We start from the raw sequence: 16,708 nt of genomic DNA on the forward strand, positions 1-16,708 counted from the left end.
TGAAAAAACTATGCGCCCTTGAGCTCCGAGGCGAACCTGTCCATTTCCTCTTTCGAGTTCATCTCTGTCGCGGCCACGAGGATATGGCGGTCGAGCGCGGGATAGAACCGTTTGAGCGGAATTCCCCCGATGATCTTTTTCCGGAGGAGATTCGCAAGCACCACCTCAGGGTCTTTTCTGACTTTTATCGTGAACTCGTTGAAGGTGGGCCCGGTGAAGGCGGCCTCTGCCCCGGCCTCGATGAGCTTCTTTTTAAGGTATCCGGCCTTGGAAAGGTTGAGGTGCGCGAGCCTTTTAAGGCCCACGCCGCCGAGGGCCGCCAAATGGATGGAAGCCGCTAGCGCTGAAAGGCCGTGGTTAGTGCAGATATTTGAAGTAGCCCGCTCCCTCCTTATGTGTTGCTCCCTCGTGGAGAAGGTGAGGCAGAAGGCCCTTTTGCCGTTTTTATCTACGGTCTGGCCGACAATGCGCCCCGGCATCTGTCGGACAAATCCGGTCCTCGTAGCCATGAAGCCCAGGTACGGGCCGCCGTAGGAGAGCGGGTTTCCGAAAGACTGGTTCTCGCCCACCGCTATGTCAGCGCCCATCTCGCCCGGAGATTTTAATAAACCCAGGGAAACGGCCTCGCTTACGGCCACTATCAAAAGGGCGCCTTTTCTGTGGACAATCTCCGCAAGCGCCTCCACGTCCTCTATGCAGCCGAAAAAGCTCGGGTGCTGGACGACCACGCACGCAGTATCGTCGCCTGTGGCCTTTTCAACGGCTTCCGGGAGGGTAGTTCCCGTCTCCGTGCAAAAACTTACTTCCGAGAGGTGGTCGCCGCTCCCGGAGAGATAGGTCCGGACCGTATCCCTGTACTCCGGGTGCAGGGCGGCCGAAAGGACGACCCCGTTTCTGCCGGTTATCCTCCTTGCCATGAGTGCGGCCTCGGCCACTGCCGTAGCCCCGTCATAAAGGGAGGCGTTGCTTACGTCCATTCCCGTAAGCTGGCATACGAAGGTCTGGTACTCGAATATGGCCTGGAGCGTGCCCTGGGAGAGCTCGGGCTGGTAAGGCGTGTAGGATGTGTAGAACTCGGACCTTGATATGAGGCTGTCTACTACGGCCGGTATGTAATGGTTGTATGCCCCGCCGCCGAGGAAGCTCGAATAATCCTCCACCGTCGAGTTCTTTGAGCCGAGCCGTTTGAGGTGCCCAAAAAGCTCCTGTTCCGAGAGTCCCGCTGGTATCTCGAGCGGCGTCCTGGAGCGTAAGCCTGCCGGAAGCGCCGACAGCGCGTCGTCTATACTGGACGCGCCGGCTGCTTTAAGAATTTTTCCGATGTCTTCTTCGGTATGGGGGATGTAGGGCACAGCGGCTTACTTCTCTTCCTCGATGAACTTCTGGTACTCGTCGGCGGTAAGAAGGTCGTCAAGCTCGCTCTGGCCGGATATCTCGACCTTTATCATCCAGGCGTCCCCGTACGGGTCTTCGTTTATCGCCTCGGGGCTGTCGATGATGGCGTCGTTCACCTCGGTTACGCTGCCGCTGACCGGCGAGTAGAGGTCCGAGACCGCCTTTACGGACTCGACCACCCCGAAAGGCTCGTGCTTCGTGACCGAGCCGCCCTCGGGCGGCAGTTCCACGTAGACCACGTCTCCAAGAGAGTCCTGGGCGTAGTCGGTTATTCCGATGGTTGCTATCTTTCCTTCGACCTTAACCCATTCGTGCTCCTTGGTGTACTTAAGGTCCTTCGGGAACTCCATAACGGTGCTTCTCCTTTCCTGCTTTTGGGTATTAGCCGCTACTTTTTATAAAACGGCAGGGTGGTTATCTCCGCTTTCGCGGCCCGCCCCCTTATTACTATGCTGACCTCGGTCCCGGGCTTTGATGACTCGGGGGATACGAAGCCCATCGCTATTCCTATATTGAGGGAAGGGGAGACGGTCCCGCTTGTAACCTCACCGACTTTCTTTCCGCCGGTGTGTATCTCATAGCCCTGCCTGGGAACTCCGGGCTCGAGCATCCTTATGCCCACGAGGGTCCTTCCCGTGCCTTCCCTGGCCTGCCTTTCAAGGACGTCCCTTCCGATGAAGTCCTTGGTGAACCTTACATATTTAGCGAGGCCCGCCTCTATCGGGGTTATGTCCTCTCCCAGCTCGTGCCCGTAGAGGGGATAACCCATCTCAAGCCGGAGCGTGTCACGTGCCCCGAGCCCGGCAGGGCGGAGCCCGTGTGTGCTCCCGGCCTCCATGAGAGCCTTCCAGGCCGCCTCGGCGTCTTCCGGGGCAAGGTATATCTCGAACCCGTCAGCGCCGGTGTAGCCTGTCCTGGATACAATGGCCTCGACATCATCGCCGATGAGGCCCATGTGGAACCTGAAATGCCCTATCCCGGCCGGGTCTGTGTCGAGGAGGGGCTTTAAAATCTCAACCGCCGCCGGGCCCTGGAGCGCAAGCTGCGCGTATTGCCCGCCCTGGTCCTCTATCCCCACGTCCGAGAAGTCTTCCCTTGCCTGGACTTCCTTCATCCAGCCGAGGACCTTCCCGGCGTTGGATGCGTTGACCACGAAGAGGTACCGGTCGATATTGAAACGGTAGACGATAAGGTCGTCCACCGCGCCGCCGTTATCCCTGCAAAGGAGCGCATACTGGCACTGCCCGTCGGATACGCGCTCTATGTCGTTTGTTATAAGGAGCTGGACGAGGTCGATCGCCCTGTCGCCCGAGACCTCTATCTCGCCCATGTGGCTTACGTCGAAAAGCCCGCAGGAGGAGCGCACCGCGAGGTGTTCCTCTTTCACTCCACTGTACTGTACAGGCATTTCCCAGCCGGCGAAAGGGACCATCCGGGCCCCCAGGGAAACGTGAGTGTCATATAACGGGGTTCTTTTAAGCACCAGGTGAAATGAGCGAAACAGGCGTAAAAAGCCTTGAAAATTACCTCCGGATTATTAAGGCAGTTTGAATATTACCAAAAGGTCGAAAAATGTCAAAGAAAAAATCGGAAGTTTTCCGCGTCTATTTCGAGTGCGCGTGCCGAACATGGTTTTTCTGATATCATACGCTTAACGGCGCCCGAACGGGGCGCCCGGGGCACGCATGGCCTACTCCGAGGGAGATATCATAAAAGCTGTTTCCTCCGGCAACACCCGGAGCATACTGCTCATCGGGGGCCCGGATACGGGAAAGACCGCGATGGCGGGCCGGATCTTTGACCGCCTTTCAATGGAAGGCGAAGCGGGCGCGCTCGACCTCGACACAGGGCAATCGCACATAGGCCCTCCGGCGACCATGGCGTGGGGGCTGGTGAAAAACGGGTTCAGGGGATGGGAGGAGATAGCGGTCGAGGGCTTCTATTTTACCGGGGCCTTGAGCCCTCCGGGTAACCTCGTTCCGTCCCTTACAGGCGCGAAGCTCCTCATGGACGAGGCCTTAAGAAGGTGCGAAAGGATTATTATCGACACTTCGGGCCTTGTGACCGGAAGCATAGGGAGGATATACAAGCAGTACAAGATCGAACTCCTTTCCCCGGACGTGGTCGTCGGGATCGAAAGGGAAGACGAGCTCGGGCACATACTGGACGCGTACAGGTTCCAGTCCCGGCCCAGGGTCTTAAGGGTGCGGGTGCCGCCCCGGGCAGTCCCCAAGAGCGCGGCGACAAGGGCTGAGTGGAGGGCGAAGAGGTTCAGGGAGTATTTCAGGGACGCGAGGGAGATTGTAATAGAGACCGGCTCAGTAGGCTTGAGGTTCACGAAAGAAGATGGTGAGGGCCTTGGAGGAAGACTCCTCTCCTTGAGGGACGATACGCAAAGGGACCTGGCGCTCGGCTATATAGTTGAAGACCGCCTTGAAAAAGGGAGGCTCGTGGTCCGCTCGCCGCTACCTCGCGGGGCGGCGTTCACGACCATCATAATCGGGGCGGCCAGGGCACTTTTCTGAGGTTTTCTGTTACAGATAATTTTTTTTTGCGCAAGGTGCGCTGAATCCGTATTCAATAGAGAGCTGAAAAACAAACCGCCTGTCCGGAAAAGCCCGGACAGGCGGCCTTGAGTATCGGTAGCTCAGTGTATCGACTTCGTGCTCGCGTCCTGCGGCTCTATTCCCATTTCGCGCAATACCTTCTCGGCGAGCCTGCTCCTGGTACGGAGCCATCTCTCGTAGATGCGGAGGATATCTACCGGCGAGGTGAGCCTGCTCCGCTCGCTTACCTCGGTAAGCACGTCGGCAAAGGCGGCGAATTTGCTCGCAAGCTCGCCGAAGAGCTTTGAGACCTCCTCGTTCCTGCCGCCCCTGTGCATGTTCGCAAGAAAGCCGTAGGAAGCCGAGCCCATTGCCATGTAGTAGTCTATGTCGACTATCTTCCTCTTCAGGCTGTCCGAGAAGAAACCGGAGGTGAAGAGCGAGACGTCTCCGAGCTGCTTCATCTGCCGGAACTGCACCTCCCTGGTCGCGCCCAGGGCTTTGAGGTAGGTTACGGCCAGGGGCTCGTCCGGGATCCTCTCTACCGTCAGGAAGCTGGTGAGAAGGGACGAGAGATAGAATTCGGCCAGCTCGCCGGCCTTGACCTTCTGGCGTTTCATCGCGCCGGAAACCAGCTCCTTGAAGTGCTCTATGGGATTCATCTCGGTAACCATAGCCCACACCTCCTTGCCAGTAACCCGCTTCCGAACCTGACTCCCAATCTGATTATAGCAGGTTACAAAAGTTACATTTATTATACTTCAAGGGGGGCTCAACTTACAAGAGGAAAGTTGTTGGACTACAGGCCGCCAGAGGGCAAATAACCTGAAATTGCTTTATTTTTTGCATTTTTAGCTGGAAGACATTCGGAGGGAGGGGCTGGCCCCTTTCAGGGCGAAAAAAAAGCCCCCGCTTTCGCGGGGGCTTTCGTTTTCAGGCCTTACTGGGGTATTACGTTCACCGCCTTGGAACCCTTGGCGTCCTTGGCTATCTCGAACTCTACTTCCTGGCCTTCCTTCAGGGTTTTGAAACCATCACCCTGGATCGAGGAGTAGTGGACGAAAACATCGTCCCCGGACTCCCTCTCAATGAACCCGAAACCCTTGGACTCATTGAACCATTTCACTCTGCCTTTTGCCATTGTTCAGGACCTCCTTTCTAAGTATATAAGTTCTTGAGGTCCTGCCTGGAAAGACAAAGCTTTTTTCAGCAAAATACCGACCTGCAACCACTTATTCCTGAACACTGTAGCCTATTGGCGGTCTATTGTCAAATGTTTTTAGTGGCTCTCCGCCCCTGGTAATCATTTAAGGCCCGTCTTGCTCCCGTTTCACCCCCTTTCATCGGCTTTATTCAGCCTGTAAAAAATTTTCAGTGGACCCGGCCCTATCGGCAAAAAACATGGGATTTGGATAAAAGCCGAGATATTTCGATATTTTAGCACTCTTTTTCGCGAGTGCTAAAAAACGCCTTGACAAAGTCCGGAGTGGGCCATATATTTAGTCCGAAAATAACTTTTACACCCTGCCGGATAAGACAATAATCTGAAAACTTAAACACAAGAAGGAGGAGCAGAGAATGAAGATCAGACCGCTTCACGATCGAGTCATTGTAAAGAGGCTCGAAGAGAAGGAGAAGACAAAGGGGGGCATCATAATACCCGAGAGCGCGAAAGAGACCCCGGCCGAGGGCAAGGTCATCGCGGTAGGCCCAGGCAAGAAGGAGGACGGCAAGGTCGAGCCCATGGCCGTCAAGGTCAATGACACCATAATCTTCAGCAAATACGCCGGCACCGAGATAAAGGTCGAAGGCGAGGACCTGCTCATCATGAGGGAAGAAGACATTCTGGGCGTCGTCGAGAAATAATCCGGGAAGGCAATTGACCCGTAAAAACATTTAATATCTAAGGAGGAACCAAATGGCAGCCAAAGAACTTTCCTTTAGCCATAATGCGAGAAGCTCGATACTCAAGGGCGTAAACACCCTTGCGGACGCGGTCAAGATAACCCTCGGGCCCAGGGGCAGGAACGTCGTAATAGAGAAGAGCTTCGGCTCTCCGCTCATCACCAAGGACGGCGTGACCGTGGCCAAGGAGATTGAGCTCGAGAACAAGTTCGAGAACATGGGCGCCCAGATGGTGAAGGAGGTCGCGAGCAAGACCTCGGACGTCGCCGGCGACGGCACCACCACCGCGACCGTCCTTGCCCAGGCCATATTCAGGGAAGGCAGCAAGCTCGTGGCCGCGGGCCATAACCCTATGGACCTTAAGAGGGGCATCGAGAAGGCCGTCGAGGTCGCCATAGGCGAGCTTAAGAAGCTCTCCAAGAATGTCAAGGAGAAGAAGGAAATAGCCCAGGTCGGCACCATCTCCGCCAACGGCGACAGCACCATCGGCGAGATAATCGCCGAGGCAATGGACAAGGTCGGCAAGGAAGGCGTCATCACCGTCGAAGAGGCCAAGGGCATGGAGACCCAGCTCGACGTCGTCGAGGGCATGCAGTTCGACAGGGGCTACCTCTCGCCCTATTTCGTGACCGACCCCGAGAGGATGGAGTGCGTGCTCGAGGACGCCTTCATACTCATCCATGAGAAGAAGGTGTCGAACATGAGGGAGCTCCTCCCCGTGCTCGAAAAGATCGCCAAGATGGGCAAGCCCCTCCTCATCATCGCCGAGGACGTAGAGGGCGAGGCCCTTGCTACCCTCGTCGTCAACAAGCTCCGCGGCACGCTCCAGGCCGCCGCGGTGAAGGCCCCCGGCTTCGGCGATAGAAGGAAAGCCATGCTTGACGACATAGCCATCCTCTCCGGCGGCAAGCTCATCGCCGAGGAGCTCGGCATAAAGCTCGAGAGCGTCGACATAAAGGACCTCGGCAGGGCCAAGAGGGTCGTCATCGACAAGGAGAACACCACCATCATCGATGGCGCGGGCAAGAAGGCCGACATCGAGGGCCGCATAAAGCAGATAAGAGCCCAGATAGAGGAGACCACTTCCGACTACGACAGGGAGAAGCTCCAGGAGAGGCTTGCGAAGCTCGCGGGCGGCGTTGCCGTAATCAACGTCGGCGCGGCCACCGAGACCGAGATGAAGGAGAAGAAGGCCAGGGTCGAGGACGCGCTCCACGCGACCAGGGCAGCGGTTGAGGAAGGCGTTGTCCCGGGCGGCGGCGTGGCCTATCTCCGCACCTTGAACGCCATATCGAAGCTCAACCTCGAAGGCGACCAGCAGTTCGGCGTTAAGCTCGTGCTCCGCGCCCTCGAGGAGCCCATCCGCCAGATATCGGCGAACGCGGGCCTCGAAGGCTCGATAGTCGTCGATAAGGTAAAGAACGGCAAGGACGCCTTCGGCTTCAACGCAGCGACCGAGAGCTACGAGGACCTCGTGAAGGCCGGCGTCATAGACCCGACCAAGGTGTCGAGGATCGCGCTCCAGAACGCTTCCTCCATCGCCTCGCTCATGCTCACCACCGAGTGCATGGTGGCAGAGAAGCCCAGGGAAGAAAAGGGCGGCGGCGGAATGCCCGCCGGAATGGGCGGCATGGGTGGAATGGGCGGAATGGGCGGAATGGACATGATGTAAGCCCGTTTCGCATACCGCGAACGACCGAAGGGGGACGGAAAAATTTCCGTCCCCCTTTTTTTCTGAGAGATACATTGTAATTCTGAGCGTGTGAGCTCGAAGCCTGAGTGAAACGAAGGGGAAAAATCCCGGCACTCGGGCGCGAGAAAGGTAGAGCGGATTTCCCCCTTCCTAAAGGGGGACTCAGGGGGATTATGAACTACCTTCAAGGCAATCTCCTGGCGTCTCTTTAGAAAAGATGGGGTAAACACAGTTTATAAGCCGGAATTGTTGACATATCATTGTGGAAATGCTTTAAAGGTCGGAAGAATCCAGGCACATTTACGGACAAAAAAATAGAAAGCGCGAGGTGGTTATGTCCCCGAAGACCCTGCCCAGGCACGAGATTACCCTGATGCTGGACGACATAAGAGAGGAGAGGGGCGGGAAGTTCTCCCTCATAGGCCTCTACACGCAGGACATCATAGTGGAGGCGCTTCCGGCGATGATGAGCAAGCTGTGCCTTTTCACCCGTATGAAAGGTGGAGAAGGGACTTTCAGCGTGAAGTTCAGCATAAAGGACCCGAACGGGGACGAGCTGCTCTCAAGGTTCACCCCTTTCAACATGACCGCAAGGGAAGGCTACAGCCACGTAAATTTCATGGTCTCGCCGTTCGGCATAAACCACGAAGGCAGATACGACCTCAAGATGTACCTCGACGACGAGCTTTTTTACGAGATGAGCTTTTTCGTTAAGAAGGCGAAGGTGCTGAACTGATATGTACACAGGTGTGGCTCTAAAGACATTCGGTTGAGGTCGTGCAGCCAAAGGCGAGCGAAACAAGGCGGGAAGCTACTTTTACCTGGTAGGGGTGCGCTTTGCGCACCATCTTTTCTGAGGGAGCGGAGAGCCCGACAATTTTTTGCAGGACAGCAAAGTCGGAATCATTCAGAAAAGATTGATGCGCACAGCGCACCCTACGACACTATGCGCTTACGCGCACCATCTATGAACGTATTCCACTTCAGCAGGATCATAATAATTCAATCCTTGCCAGCAGAACAATTGCATTCAGGTTCTCGTTTGCGTGAGGACTTATGTGTACTCAATGACGCATATGACTTTGGCTTGGAAATAGAGTTATTTGAGGTAAGTACAAAGAATTTTTTAATAGCGAAATTAGAGGAATTGATTAAAGAGGTAAGCTCAAAAGGATATCCAATTATTCATATTGAAGCACACGGCAGTGAGGATAAAGAAGGCATTATTTTATCCTCAGGAGAATTTGTGAGTTGGAGTGATTTGAAAACTCCTTCTATTATGGCAACAAGGAACAATCTTTTTATTGTTTTGGCTGCTTGTTATGGTGCCCATATTGTTGAAATTTTGGATTTAACGGACAGAGCCCCATGTTGTGCTTTAATAGGGCCAATAAAGAAGGTTGATTCTAATGCGATATTAAGAGATTTTACTGATTTTTATAAAGAGATGCTCGTAACAGGGGACGGTGGCAGAGCTGTTCAAGTATTGAATAGTAATGCAAAAGAAGAAGATACTTTATATTACATTACACGTCAGAGATTTTTTTTGAAAAAGTTTTCGATAAATATATAAGAGAACGCTGTTCGCCAAATGCGCTTAAAGAGCGTGCACGATTTGTTCGTAAACAGATTAAAAAAAGTAAATTAAAGAATTTGCCAAGCATAAATAGCATATCTCGCGCTTTAGGTGATACAAGAGCGGATTTTTATAATTACAAAGAAAAATTCTTTATGCTCGATTTGTTTCCTGAGAATACTGCTCGGTTTACAATTGAATATTCTGATTTTAAATAGGCGAATTAGTCTAAGAGGGTAGTATTTACTGTAAAAAATTACCACACCAACGCTATTTCTCAAATCCTATAATTTCTTTCCATGCGCCTCGAAGACATCACCAAAATCATAAAGATACTAAGGGCCGAATATAAGAGTTTCCGCACGCCCTATGTCACAGAGGTTTCGGAGAGACTACGTCGAGACCCATTCAAGGTGCTCGTCTCCTGCATCATAAGCCTTCGCACTAAAGACGACGTAACGAGAGACGCATCCGAAAGGCTTTTTAAGCTCGGAGCATTGCCGAAGGCAATCGCCTCGCTCCCGCTCTCCCGGATAGAGAAGGCCATATACCCGGCAGGGTTCTACAGGACAAAGGCGAAGGTCATACGGGACATATCAAGAGAGCTGGTCGAGAAGCATTCCTCGAAAGTCCCCGACGAGATAGATGAGCTACTGAAATTAAAAGGCGTTGGCCGGAAGACCGCGAACCTGGTCGTGACCCTGGGCTTCGGAAAGCCCGGCATCTGCGTAGATATCCATGTACACAGGATCACCAACCGATGGGGCTTCGTTAAGACGAAAACCCCTGACGAGACCGAGCGTGCCCTCCGCGAAAAGCTACCTAAAAGGCATTGGATCGAGATAAACGACCTTCTTGTGGCTTACGGGCAGAACCTCTGCAGGCCTGTCTCCCCGTTTTGCAGTACCTGCCGCATTGCTCCCTATTGCGCCAAGGCCGGAGTGGGAAAGAGCCGGTGAGAATGTCCGGGGGCTTTAGTCTCTAAGGGTTGAGTTCCCCGCCGCTTGCGGCTTTTATATCACTCCTCCCCCTTGAGGGGGGGAGGCTGGGAGGGGTGAAGATATTTCACCCTCCCCTCTTATCCCCTCCCATCAAGGGAGGGGAGGGTCTCAACGCAACGGTAAAAGGCCGCCCCGCCGCCTCCATTTTAAAAACTTGTAAAAAGTACCTGTTAAGTGTTATATTTTGAGGCCCCGGCGACTCCTGCCTGGAGCTTTTTAGGGTATAATTAGGTTTTATCCGGCAGGATAGCCTTTCCGCACGCGGCCCCCAAAGCTGCCCGGAAAGGCTGCTGACCTATTCCCAGTCAGGTTAACGCCTCTCCTTAAAAAAGGAGGAAAAGCTCACATGGAGCAAGGGGACCTCTCGGACGCAGGTCTTGATGGGGTGCGGCACGGCAATGCCGGGCAATCGCGCGCAACGGATCCGGCCCGGCGCGGGTCTCTCTTAAAAAAAGCGAGGTATCTTTTCCCGGCGCTCCTTGTATTCATTTTAACGGCCTGCGCCTCCGACCCGCTCACGCAGATGAACTTCAGGGCAAGGGAGCCCTTCCGTTCCGTTGATTCCATCTTCGGGAACGGGGTCTCGGTCGCCCTGCTCGCGGCCTCGAATTCCGAGAAAGGCTTTGAGTACAGGGAGCTCATAGGCGATTACACGGAGGAGGCCCTCCGGAGCATAAAGCCCGAGGTGAGGATAGTCCCTTACTGGGACACCCTGAGCATCATTAACGGCGGCGGCCTTTCGGCCGACTTCGCCAGGATGCTCAAGGAATATTACTCGACCGGGATACTCGAAAGCACCAGGCTACAGAAGATAGGGCGGCTCCTGGGTGTCAGGTACATAATCTACCCGAAGCTTATAGAGTTCACGCAGGGCCAGTCGAACAGGTTGAGCGTATTCGGCCTGAGCCTCTTCAAGACGCACGAATCCCAGATAAAGCTCTACATGGAGGTCTGGAACACAGAGACCGGCAGGATAGCGTGGGTGGGCTCGGCAGAGGCGAACATGGCGAGCGAGAAGCTCATGGCCAAGCCCATACCATTCGAGGAAATTACCAAATACGCGATAGAGACGCTAGTACAGCGGATACCCTAAGGAGGACGCAGACGGAAGATGGTTGAAAAGACGCTCTCGATAATCAAGCCGGACGGTGTAAGGAAAAAGATAATAGGCGAGGTAATAAGGAGGTTCGAGGCCGCTGGCCTCAAGGTCGCCGCCATTAAGATGGCAAGCCTCTCGAAGGCGGAGGCCGAGGGCTTCTACGCCGTCCACAGGGAAAGGCCCTTTTTCGGGAGCCTTACCGACTTCATGTCATCGGGGCCGGTGGTCCTCATGGTATTGAAGGGCGATAACGCCATAGCGAAGAACAGGGAGCTCATGGGCGCTACCGACCCTGCGAAGGCAGCTCCGGGCACCATAAGGAAGGACTTCGCGGATTCGATAGAGTCGAACATCGTGCACGGCTCGGACGGCCCGGATACCGCCGCCTTCGAGATAGGCTATTTCTTCAGCGCGATGGAGATATTCGAGTAGAGACGCGGGCCGCATGGAGTCGATTGAGAAAATAAAAGAGCATTACCGCTTCACGGACGAGGACGTATCGCTTCTCATGAGGCTCAGGCCCGTGATGGAGCGGTACAGGGAAGAGTTCGTCGAGGAGTTCTACAACTTCGTCAAGGACTTCGAGGAAACGAAGCGGTTCCTTAAGGACGAGGCCACCGTAAAGCGCCACCAGGACGCCCTGAAGCTCTGGTTCATGAAGCTCTTCTCCGGCTCCTACGGCGGTCACTATCTCTCCGAATTGAAGAAGGTGGGAGAGGTCCACGTAAAAGTGGGCCTCCACACCCATTACGTGAACGCCGCCTTCCATTTCGTAAAGATATACATCCACGGCATCCTCCACAGGGAAGTATCGGAGATAAACGAGCGCGCCCGTATGCTCGAATCTGTCGAGAAGATATTGGACATAAACCTCGACGTCTTCACTAACTCCTACGTGGAGGAGGAGAAGAAGTTCTTCTTCTCGCAGAGGGTCGAATCTTACCTCGTCCAGATGGCAAACCGCTTTTCCCACGGCCTGAACCTAATCCTGGTCGTCGGCCTCGTGCTCCTGGGCTTCATGGTAATGGGCCTTTTCGCCTACGACCTCCTTCACATACTCGACGGCGACATCGAAAAGGGGCTCTTGAGCACGCTCGGAAGCCTTCTCATGCTCTGGGTGGTAATAGAGCTCATGGACACCGAGATAAAGCACCTCCGGGGGGGCAAGTTCGCGATAAGGGTCTTCATAAGCGTAGCCCTTGTGGCCGTGATAAGGAAGATACTCGTCACCAGCCTTTCGAGCGAGGCTGTCGGCGCGCAGCTCTCGCTCGTTGCGGCGGTAGCGGTCCTGGGCGGCATTTACTGGCTGATCTCAAAGGTCGAGCGCTGAGGGAGCTTCCTGCCTGTTCTTCCGCCCCTTTCTCCACACTTTCACCTGAAAAGGCACAATGAAGAACCTAAGGGATTTCACATTAGAGGAGCTTGCCTCTGAGGTCGCCTCCATGGGAGAGCGCCCCTACAGGGCCGAGCAGATATTCAGGTGGGTCTTCATGAGGCGCGCTTCCGACATCTCGGCCATGACCGACGTCTCTAAGGCCTTTAGAGTCAGGCTCTCGGAAGCGTACGAGATACGGGGGAACAGGCTCGTTGACGTAAGGCGCTCCTCGGACGGCACCCGTAAGTTCCTTTCGGAGCTGGAGGACTCCTCCCGAATCGAGTCGGTCCTTATAGCCGAATCCGGCAGGCTCACCCTGTGTGTTTCCTCGCAGGCCGGGTGCGCCCTCGGGTGCAGGTTCTGCATGACAGGGATGGGCGGTTTCGTTCGTAACCTTGCCCTCGCCGAGCTCTCTAACCAGGTTTTTACCGCCTACGATATACTCGACGAGGGCGAGGAGATATCGAATATCGTCCTCATGGGCATGGGGGAGCCGTTCGCGAATTACGAAAACGTCGTGAGGTTCGCGAGCGTCCTCACCAGCAACCTGGGCTTCAATTTCTCCCATAACAAGGTCACCGTCTCTACCGCCGGCCTCGTCCCGGCGATTAAAAAGTTCGGAGAGGACTCGAACGTAAATCTTGCGGTATCCCTCAACGCGACGACAGACGAGACGCGGGACAGGCTCATGCCGATAAACAAAAAGTACCCGCTCGCCGATCTCATCTCAGCCTTGCGCTCATATCCCCTCAAGCAACGGAGGTACATAACAATAGAGTATGTGCTCCTCTCCGGCGTGAACGACTCAGACGACGACGCGAGGAGGCTCATAAGGCTTCTTCGCGGCATACGCTGCAAGGTGAACCTCATCCCCTTCAACCCCTTCCCGGGCGCGCCTTTCGAAAGGCCATCCGAGGCCAGGGTCGACTCTTTCCATTCGATAATAAAAAAAGCGGGCTATACGGTCATAGTGCGCGCGAGCAAGGGCTCCGAGATACAGGCGGCCTGCGGCCAGCTCCGGGGCGCTTACCCCGGCTGAGGGCGGACCACGGAGGCGCTCTCCCGTTGGCGATCAAGTATTTTTGTCGGACAGGCTGCCGAGAATTTTATAAAGGCGTTCCAGTGCAATTGTCCGTCCGGCGGGAACACATTAATGGCCTTGCCAAAGCGGGCCGCAGATGTTACAAGTTTAGGGTTAGGCTTATCTTTTTCAAAAGGAGAATGCGCCAATGAGGGTAGTCGGTGTGATAGGCGGAAGCGGCCTTTACGAGATGGAAGGGCTTACGGACGTAAGGCTCGTCGCCGTTTCAACTCCGTTCGGGGAGCCTTCCGACGAGTATATAACCGGCATGCTGGGGGATGTGAAAATGATATTCCTCCCCAGGCACGGCAGGGGGCACAGGCTCCTGCCGTCCGAGGTAAACTACAGGGCCAATATCTACGGCATGAAGAAGCTCGGGGCCGAATGGGTCATATCGGTCTCCGCGGTCGGCAGCATGAAAGAGGAGATAAAGCCCGGCCACATCGTGATAGTCGACCAGTTCTTCGACAGGACAAAGGGCAGGGCGTCGAGCTTCTACGGAAACGGCATAGTGGGCCATGTCGAGTTCGCGGACCCAGTATGTCCTGACCTGGGGAGTGTGCTCCACAGGTCCGCGCTCGAGGCAGGCGCTACCGTCCACAAGGGCGGCACCTACATCTGCATAGAGGGGCCGCAGTTCTCGACAAGGGCCGAGTCCAGGATCTACAGGACCTGGGGCGTGGACGTCATCGGCATGACCAACCTCCCGGAGGCCAAGCTCGCCCGCGAGGCCGAGCTCTGCTACTCCACCGTAGCGCTCTCGACCGACTACGACTGCTGGCACACGACCGAGGAGTCGGTCACGGTCGAGGCCATAATAGCCACCCTCAAGGCGAACGTGGCCATGGCAAAGGAGATAATAAGGAAGGCGGTCCCGGCTATCGCGGCTGAAAGGAAATGTAAGTGCGCGAGCGCCCTCAAGTACGCCACCATAACAGATCCAAAGGCCATACCCGACAGGGTCAGGGAAGACATGGGCCTCCTCATAGGCAAATACCTCGCGCCGGATACAGTTGCGTAAGGCTTTCGCTCTCATTAATGCGCTCGGAACTGGCCTTTTCCCGGCCCGGAACATATGGCAGCCAATCCCCCATAAGGAGCTTTCTGAATGTCCAGGATATTAGTGGTAGGCTCTGTGGCTTTCGATTCGGTAGAGACCCCGTTCGGCAAGGCGGAAGAGGTGCTTGGCGGCTCTGCTACATATTTCTCGACCTCCGCGAGCTTCTTCGCCGGGGTGAACCTCGTCGCCGTCGTGGGCGAGGACTTTCCTGAAGCTCACATAAAGACCCTCTCTACAAAGGGAATCGACCTCGCGGGCCTCAAGAAGGTGCCGGGAAAGACGTTCAGGTGGAAGGGGTATTACGGATACGACCTGAACCAGGCGCACACGCTCGAGACGCACTTGAACGTCTTCAGCTCCTTTAACCCCGAGATACCCGCGGCATACACGGACGCCCCTTTCGTATTCCTTGCGAACATCGACCCGGAGCTACAGATGAAGGTGCTCGAGCAGGTAAAGAACCCGAAGCTCGTTGCCTGCGACACCATGAACTTCTGGATAGAGGGGAAATCCGAGGCGCTTAAGGAGCTCCTTAAGAAGGTCGACCTCTTCGTCATAAACGAGGGAGAGGCAAGGGAGCTCTCCGGCGAGTCGAGCCTCGTTAAGGCGGCAAAGGTAATACTGGGCTACGGGCCCAAGACGCTGATCGTAAAGCGCGGCGAGTACGGCGCGCTCATGTTCAACGGCGGCTCGGTCTTCTCTGCCCCGGCCTATCCGCTCGAAGACATATTCGACCCCACGGGCGCGGGCGACACCTTTGCCGGCGGGCTCATGGGCTATCTCGCCAATACCGGCGACATAAGCGAAAAGAACATCAGGCGGGCCATCATATTCGGCTCTGTAATGGCCTCGTTCAATGTCGAGGCTTTCAGCCTGGAGAGACTGGAGAATCTCACTCTCCCGGAGATAAACGAGAGGTTCGCGCAATTTAAGGTGTTGACCCACTTTGAAGGCATATGATATGATTTTCAAGTACTTACGCATTTAACCCAGCGCGGTGAATAGATGAACGGAAGGTTTTCAAGGATAGTTCTCCTGGTCCTCCTCTCGGCGGGCCTCTCCGCGTGCGGGCCCTCGCTCGCCAAAAAGAAGGACCAGGCCGACATCCATTACAGGCTCGGCGAGGTCCATTTGATGGAAAGGAACATCGCCGAGGCGCTTAAGGAGCTTACCAAAGCTGTCGAGCTCCAGCCCGACAACGCCCATTACCGGAACGCCCTCGGCTATGCCTATTTCATAAGGGGCATGGGCGCAGAGGCGCATAATGCCTTTGACAAGGCCATCTCGCTCGACCCCAGCCTTTCAGACGCCCACCTGAACAAGTCCGCCCTCTACCTTGAGGAGGGCGAATGGGACAGGGCCATAGCGTCCGCCGGCAAGGCCGCCGGAAATATCTTCTACAAGACCCCCGAGCTTGCCTATAACAACATGGGTTGGGCCTATTACAACAAGAGGGACTACAGGGGCGCGGTCGAGTATTTCTCCAAGGCGCTCCAGGCAAACCCCAATTTTGCGCTCGCCCACTACAACATGGGCCTTGCCTATGAAAAGGCCGAAAGGCTCAAGGAAGCGATCGAAGCATACAGGGCGGCGGTGAACGCGGCCCCGAATTTCCTGGACGCCTACTTCAACCTCGGGATGGCGCTCGCGAAATACAAGGACAAGGCCGGGGCCGTAAAGGCGTTCGATAAGGTCATAGAGCTTGCGCCGGAGAGCGACAAGGCCCAGTCGGCGAAAGAGTACATCAACCTCATAAAGTAGGGTAATGCGGAAATCTTTTTTTTGTCTCGACCGAAGCCATTAGGCCGCCTGGCCCAATGGCTCGAATTTTTAAGGGCCAGAGGGACCGGGCATTGAAAACATACGGACCGCGTGCCGTGAGGGGCAATGGGCGGTCAGCGAAGCCTCGACCTAATTTGCCTTGGCCGGGGCACGGCGGAAAAGCCCGGAGATGGCCTTTCCGCATCCTCAGGGGGG

The 16,708-nt window shown here is 55.4% G+C and carries 18 protein-coding genes; 13 read left to right on the forward strand and 5 right to left on the reverse strand.

Annotation, left to right across the window (positions count from 1 at the left end; genetic code table 11):
- Positions 1–8 precede the first annotated feature (8 nt).
- From gcvPA to gcvT, 3 genes are read right to left on the reverse strand one after another with little or no spacing between them, the layout of a single operon-like run.
- Positions 9–1,352, reverse strand: coding sequence for an aminomethyl-transferring glycine dehydrogenase subunit GcvPA (gene gcvPA / locus K8I01_13080; GenBank protein ID MBZ0221350.1), 1,344 nt, complete (start codon positions 1,350–1,352; stop codon positions 9–11).
- A 6-nt stretch (positions 1,353–1,358) separates the two neighbouring features.
- Complete coding sequence (gene gcvH / locus K8I01_13085; GenBank protein ID MBZ0221351.1) at positions 1,359–1,745, reverse strand: glycine cleavage system protein GcvH; 387 nt, start codon at positions 1,743–1,745, stop codon at positions 1,359–1,361.
- Between the two features lie 38 nt (positions 1,746–1,783).
- Entirely contained in the window at positions 1,784–2,881 is a 1,098-nt protein-coding gene (gene gcvT, locus K8I01_13090) for a glycine cleavage system aminomethyltransferase GcvT (GenBank protein MBZ0221352.1), read from the reverse strand.
- Between the two features lie 199 nt (positions 2,882–3,080).
- Here gcvT and K8I01_13095 point away from each other — a divergent pair, with 199 nt between their 5' ends.
- The gene (locus K8I01_13095; protein MBZ0221353.1) at positions 3,081–3,920 is read left to right on the forward strand and encodes a hypothetical protein; all 840 of its coding nucleotides are present in this window, start codon (positions 3,081–3,083) and stop codon (positions 3,918–3,920) included.
- Positions 3,921–4,042: 122 nt separating this feature from the next.
- On the opposite strand, the gene K8I01_13100 is transcribed toward K8I01_13095, so the two are convergent.
- Together K8I01_13100 and K8I01_13105 are read right to left on the reverse strand one after the other, a co-directional pair.
- A complete protein-coding gene (locus K8I01_13100) occupies positions 4,043–4,615 on the reverse strand; it encodes a hypothetical protein (GenBank protein MBZ0221354.1) in 573 nt (190 codons plus the stop codon).
- Between the two features lie 266 nt (positions 4,616–4,881).
- Positions 4,882–5,082 carry a cold-shock protein gene (locus K8I01_13105; protein MBZ0221355.1) on the reverse strand — a complete coding sequence of 67 codons (201 nt, stop codon included), beginning with the start codon at positions 5,080–5,082 and terminating at the stop codon, positions 4,882–4,884.
- Positions 5,083–5,519: 437 nt separating this feature from the next.
- On the opposite strand from K8I01_13105, the gene K8I01_13110 reads away from it, so the two are divergent.
- The 12 genes from K8I01_13110 (at position 5,520) to K8I01_13165 (ending at position 16,492) form a co-directional block, all read left to right on the forward strand.
- On the forward strand, positions 5,520–5,807 hold the full coding sequence (locus tag K8I01_13110) for a co-chaperone GroES (GenBank protein MBZ0221356.1): 288 nt from the start codon (positions 5,520–5,522) through the stop codon (positions 5,805–5,807).
- Between the two features lie 52 nt (positions 5,808–5,859).
- Positions 5,860–7,518: a chaperonin GroEL gene (gene groL / locus K8I01_13115; protein ID MBZ0221357.1), complete on the forward strand. Its 1,659-nt coding sequence runs from the start codon at positions 5,860–5,862 to the stop codon at positions 7,516–7,518.
- 355 nt (positions 7,519–7,873) lie between these two features.
- Positions 7,874–8,275, forward strand: coding sequence for a hypothetical protein (locus tag K8I01_13120; protein ID MBZ0221358.1), 402 nt, complete (start codon positions 7,874–7,876; stop codon positions 8,273–8,275).
- Positions 8,276–8,506: 231 nt separating this feature from the next.
- Positions 8,507–9,112, forward strand: coding sequence for a hypothetical protein (locus K8I01_13125; protein ID MBZ0221359.1), 606 nt, complete (start codon positions 8,507–8,509; stop codon positions 9,110–9,112).
- Between the two features lie 302 nt (positions 9,113–9,414).
- A complete protein-coding gene (locus K8I01_13130; GenBank protein ID MBZ0221360.1) occupies positions 9,415–10,074 on the forward strand; it encodes an endonuclease III in 660 nt (219 codons plus the stop codon).
- A 388-nt stretch (positions 10,075–10,462) separates the two neighbouring features.
- Complete coding sequence (locus K8I01_13135; protein ID MBZ0221361.1) at positions 10,463–11,209, forward strand: hypothetical protein; 747 nt, start codon at positions 10,463–10,465, stop codon at positions 11,207–11,209.
- Positions 11,210–11,227: 18 nt separating this feature from the next.
- Positions 11,228–11,647, forward strand: coding sequence for a nucleoside-diphosphate kinase (gene ndk / locus K8I01_13140; protein ID MBZ0221362.1), 420 nt, complete (start codon positions 11,228–11,230; stop codon positions 11,645–11,647).
- 13 nt (positions 11,648–11,660) lie between these two features.
- Positions 11,661–12,545 carry a phosphate-starvation-inducible PsiE family protein gene (locus tag K8I01_13145; GenBank protein ID MBZ0221363.1) on the forward strand — a complete coding sequence of 295 codons (885 nt, stop codon included), beginning with the start codon at positions 11,661–11,663 and terminating at the stop codon, positions 12,543–12,545.
- A 58-nt stretch (positions 12,546–12,603) separates the two neighbouring features.
- Positions 12,604–13,629 (forward strand): 23S rRNA (adenine(2503)-C(2))-methyltransferase RlmN, encoded by a 1,026-nt coding sequence (gene rlmN, locus K8I01_13150; GenBank protein MBZ0221364.1) that lies wholly within the window; start codon positions 12,604–12,606, stop codon positions 13,627–13,629.
- Between the two features lie 190 nt (positions 13,630–13,819).
- Positions 13,820–14,692, forward strand: a complete 873-nt coding sequence (gene mtnP / locus K8I01_13155) for an S-methyl-5'-thioadenosine phosphorylase (GenBank protein MBZ0221365.1) — start codon at positions 13,820–13,822, stop codon at positions 14,690–14,692.
- Positions 14,693–14,779: 87 nt separating this feature from the next.
- A complete protein-coding gene (locus K8I01_13160) occupies positions 14,780–15,691 on the forward strand; it encodes a bifunctional hydroxymethylpyrimidine kinase/phosphomethylpyrimidine kinase (protein MBZ0221366.1) in 912 nt (303 codons plus the stop codon).
- A 45-nt stretch (positions 15,692–15,736) separates the two neighbouring features.
- Positions 15,737–16,492, forward strand: a complete 756-nt coding sequence (locus tag K8I01_13165; GenBank protein ID MBZ0221367.1) for a tetratricopeptide repeat protein — start codon at positions 15,737–15,739, stop codon at positions 16,490–16,492.
- The last annotated feature ends 216 nt before the right edge of the window (positions 16,493–16,708 follow it).

The organism is Deltaproteobacteria bacterium (genome assembly GCA_019912665.1).
In the GTDB taxonomy this organism is placed as follows: domain Bacteria; phylum Desulfobacterota; class GWC2-55-46; order GWC2-55-46; family GWC2-55-46; genus UBA5799.

What these genes read in the sequence shown, in the direction of transcription:
- gcvH (MBZ0221351.1), bottom strand. Translation starts at nt 1,745, where the DNA reads ATGGAGTTCCCGAAGGACCTTAAGTACACCAAGGAGCACGAATGGGTT.
- K8I01_13095 (MBZ0221353.1), top strand. Translation starts at nt 3,081, where the DNA reads ATGGCCTACTCCGAGGGAGATATCATAAAAGCTGTTTCCTCCGGCAAC.
- K8I01_13100 (MBZ0221354.1), bottom strand. Translation starts at nt 4,615, where the DNA reads ATGGTTACCGAGATGAATCCCATAGAGCACTTCAAGGAGCTGGTTTCC.
- K8I01_13105 (MBZ0221355.1), bottom strand. Translation starts at nt 5,082, where the DNA reads ATGGCAAAAGGCAGAGTGAAATGGTTCAATGAGTCCAAGGGTTTCGGG.
- K8I01_13110 (MBZ0221356.1), top strand. Translation starts at nt 5,520, where the DNA reads ATGAAGATCAGACCGCTTCACGATCGAGTCATTGTAAAGAGGCTCGAA.
- groL (MBZ0221357.1), top strand. Translation starts at nt 5,860, where the DNA reads ATGGCAGCCAAAGAACTTTCCTTTAGCCATAATGCGAGAAGCTCGATA.
- K8I01_13120 (MBZ0221358.1), top strand. Translation starts at nt 7,874, where the DNA reads ATGTCCCCGAAGACCCTGCCCAGGCACGAGATTACCCTGATGCTGGAC.
- K8I01_13125 (MBZ0221359.1), top strand. Translation starts at nt 8,507, where the DNA reads ATGAACGTATTCCACTTCAGCAGGATCATAATAATTCAATCCTTGCCA.
- K8I01_13130 (MBZ0221360.1), top strand. Translation starts at nt 9,415, where the DNA reads ATGCGCCTCGAAGACATCACCAAAATCATAAAGATACTAAGGGCCGAA.
- K8I01_13135 (MBZ0221361.1), top strand. Translation starts at nt 10,463, where the DNA reads ATGGAGCAAGGGGACCTCTCGGACGCAGGTCTTGATGGGGTGCGGCAC.
- ndk (MBZ0221362.1), top strand. Translation starts at nt 11,228, where the DNA reads ATGGTTGAAAAGACGCTCTCGATAATCAAGCCGGACGGTGTAAGGAAA.
- K8I01_13145 (MBZ0221363.1), top strand. Translation starts at nt 11,661, where the DNA reads ATGGAGTCGATTGAGAAAATAAAAGAGCATTACCGCTTCACGGACGAG.
- rlmN (MBZ0221364.1), top strand. Translation starts at nt 12,604, where the DNA reads ATGAAGAACCTAAGGGATTTCACATTAGAGGAGCTTGCCTCTGAGGTC.
- mtnP (MBZ0221365.1), top strand. Translation starts at nt 13,820, where the DNA reads ATGAGGGTAGTCGGTGTGATAGGCGGAAGCGGCCTTTACGAGATGGAA.
- K8I01_13160 (MBZ0221366.1), top strand. Translation starts at nt 14,780, where the DNA reads ATGTCCAGGATATTAGTGGTAGGCTCTGTGGCTTTCGATTCGGTAGAG.
- K8I01_13165 (MBZ0221367.1), top strand. Translation starts at nt 15,737, where the DNA reads ATGAACGGAAGGTTTTCAAGGATAGTTCTCCTGGTCCTCCTCTCGGCG.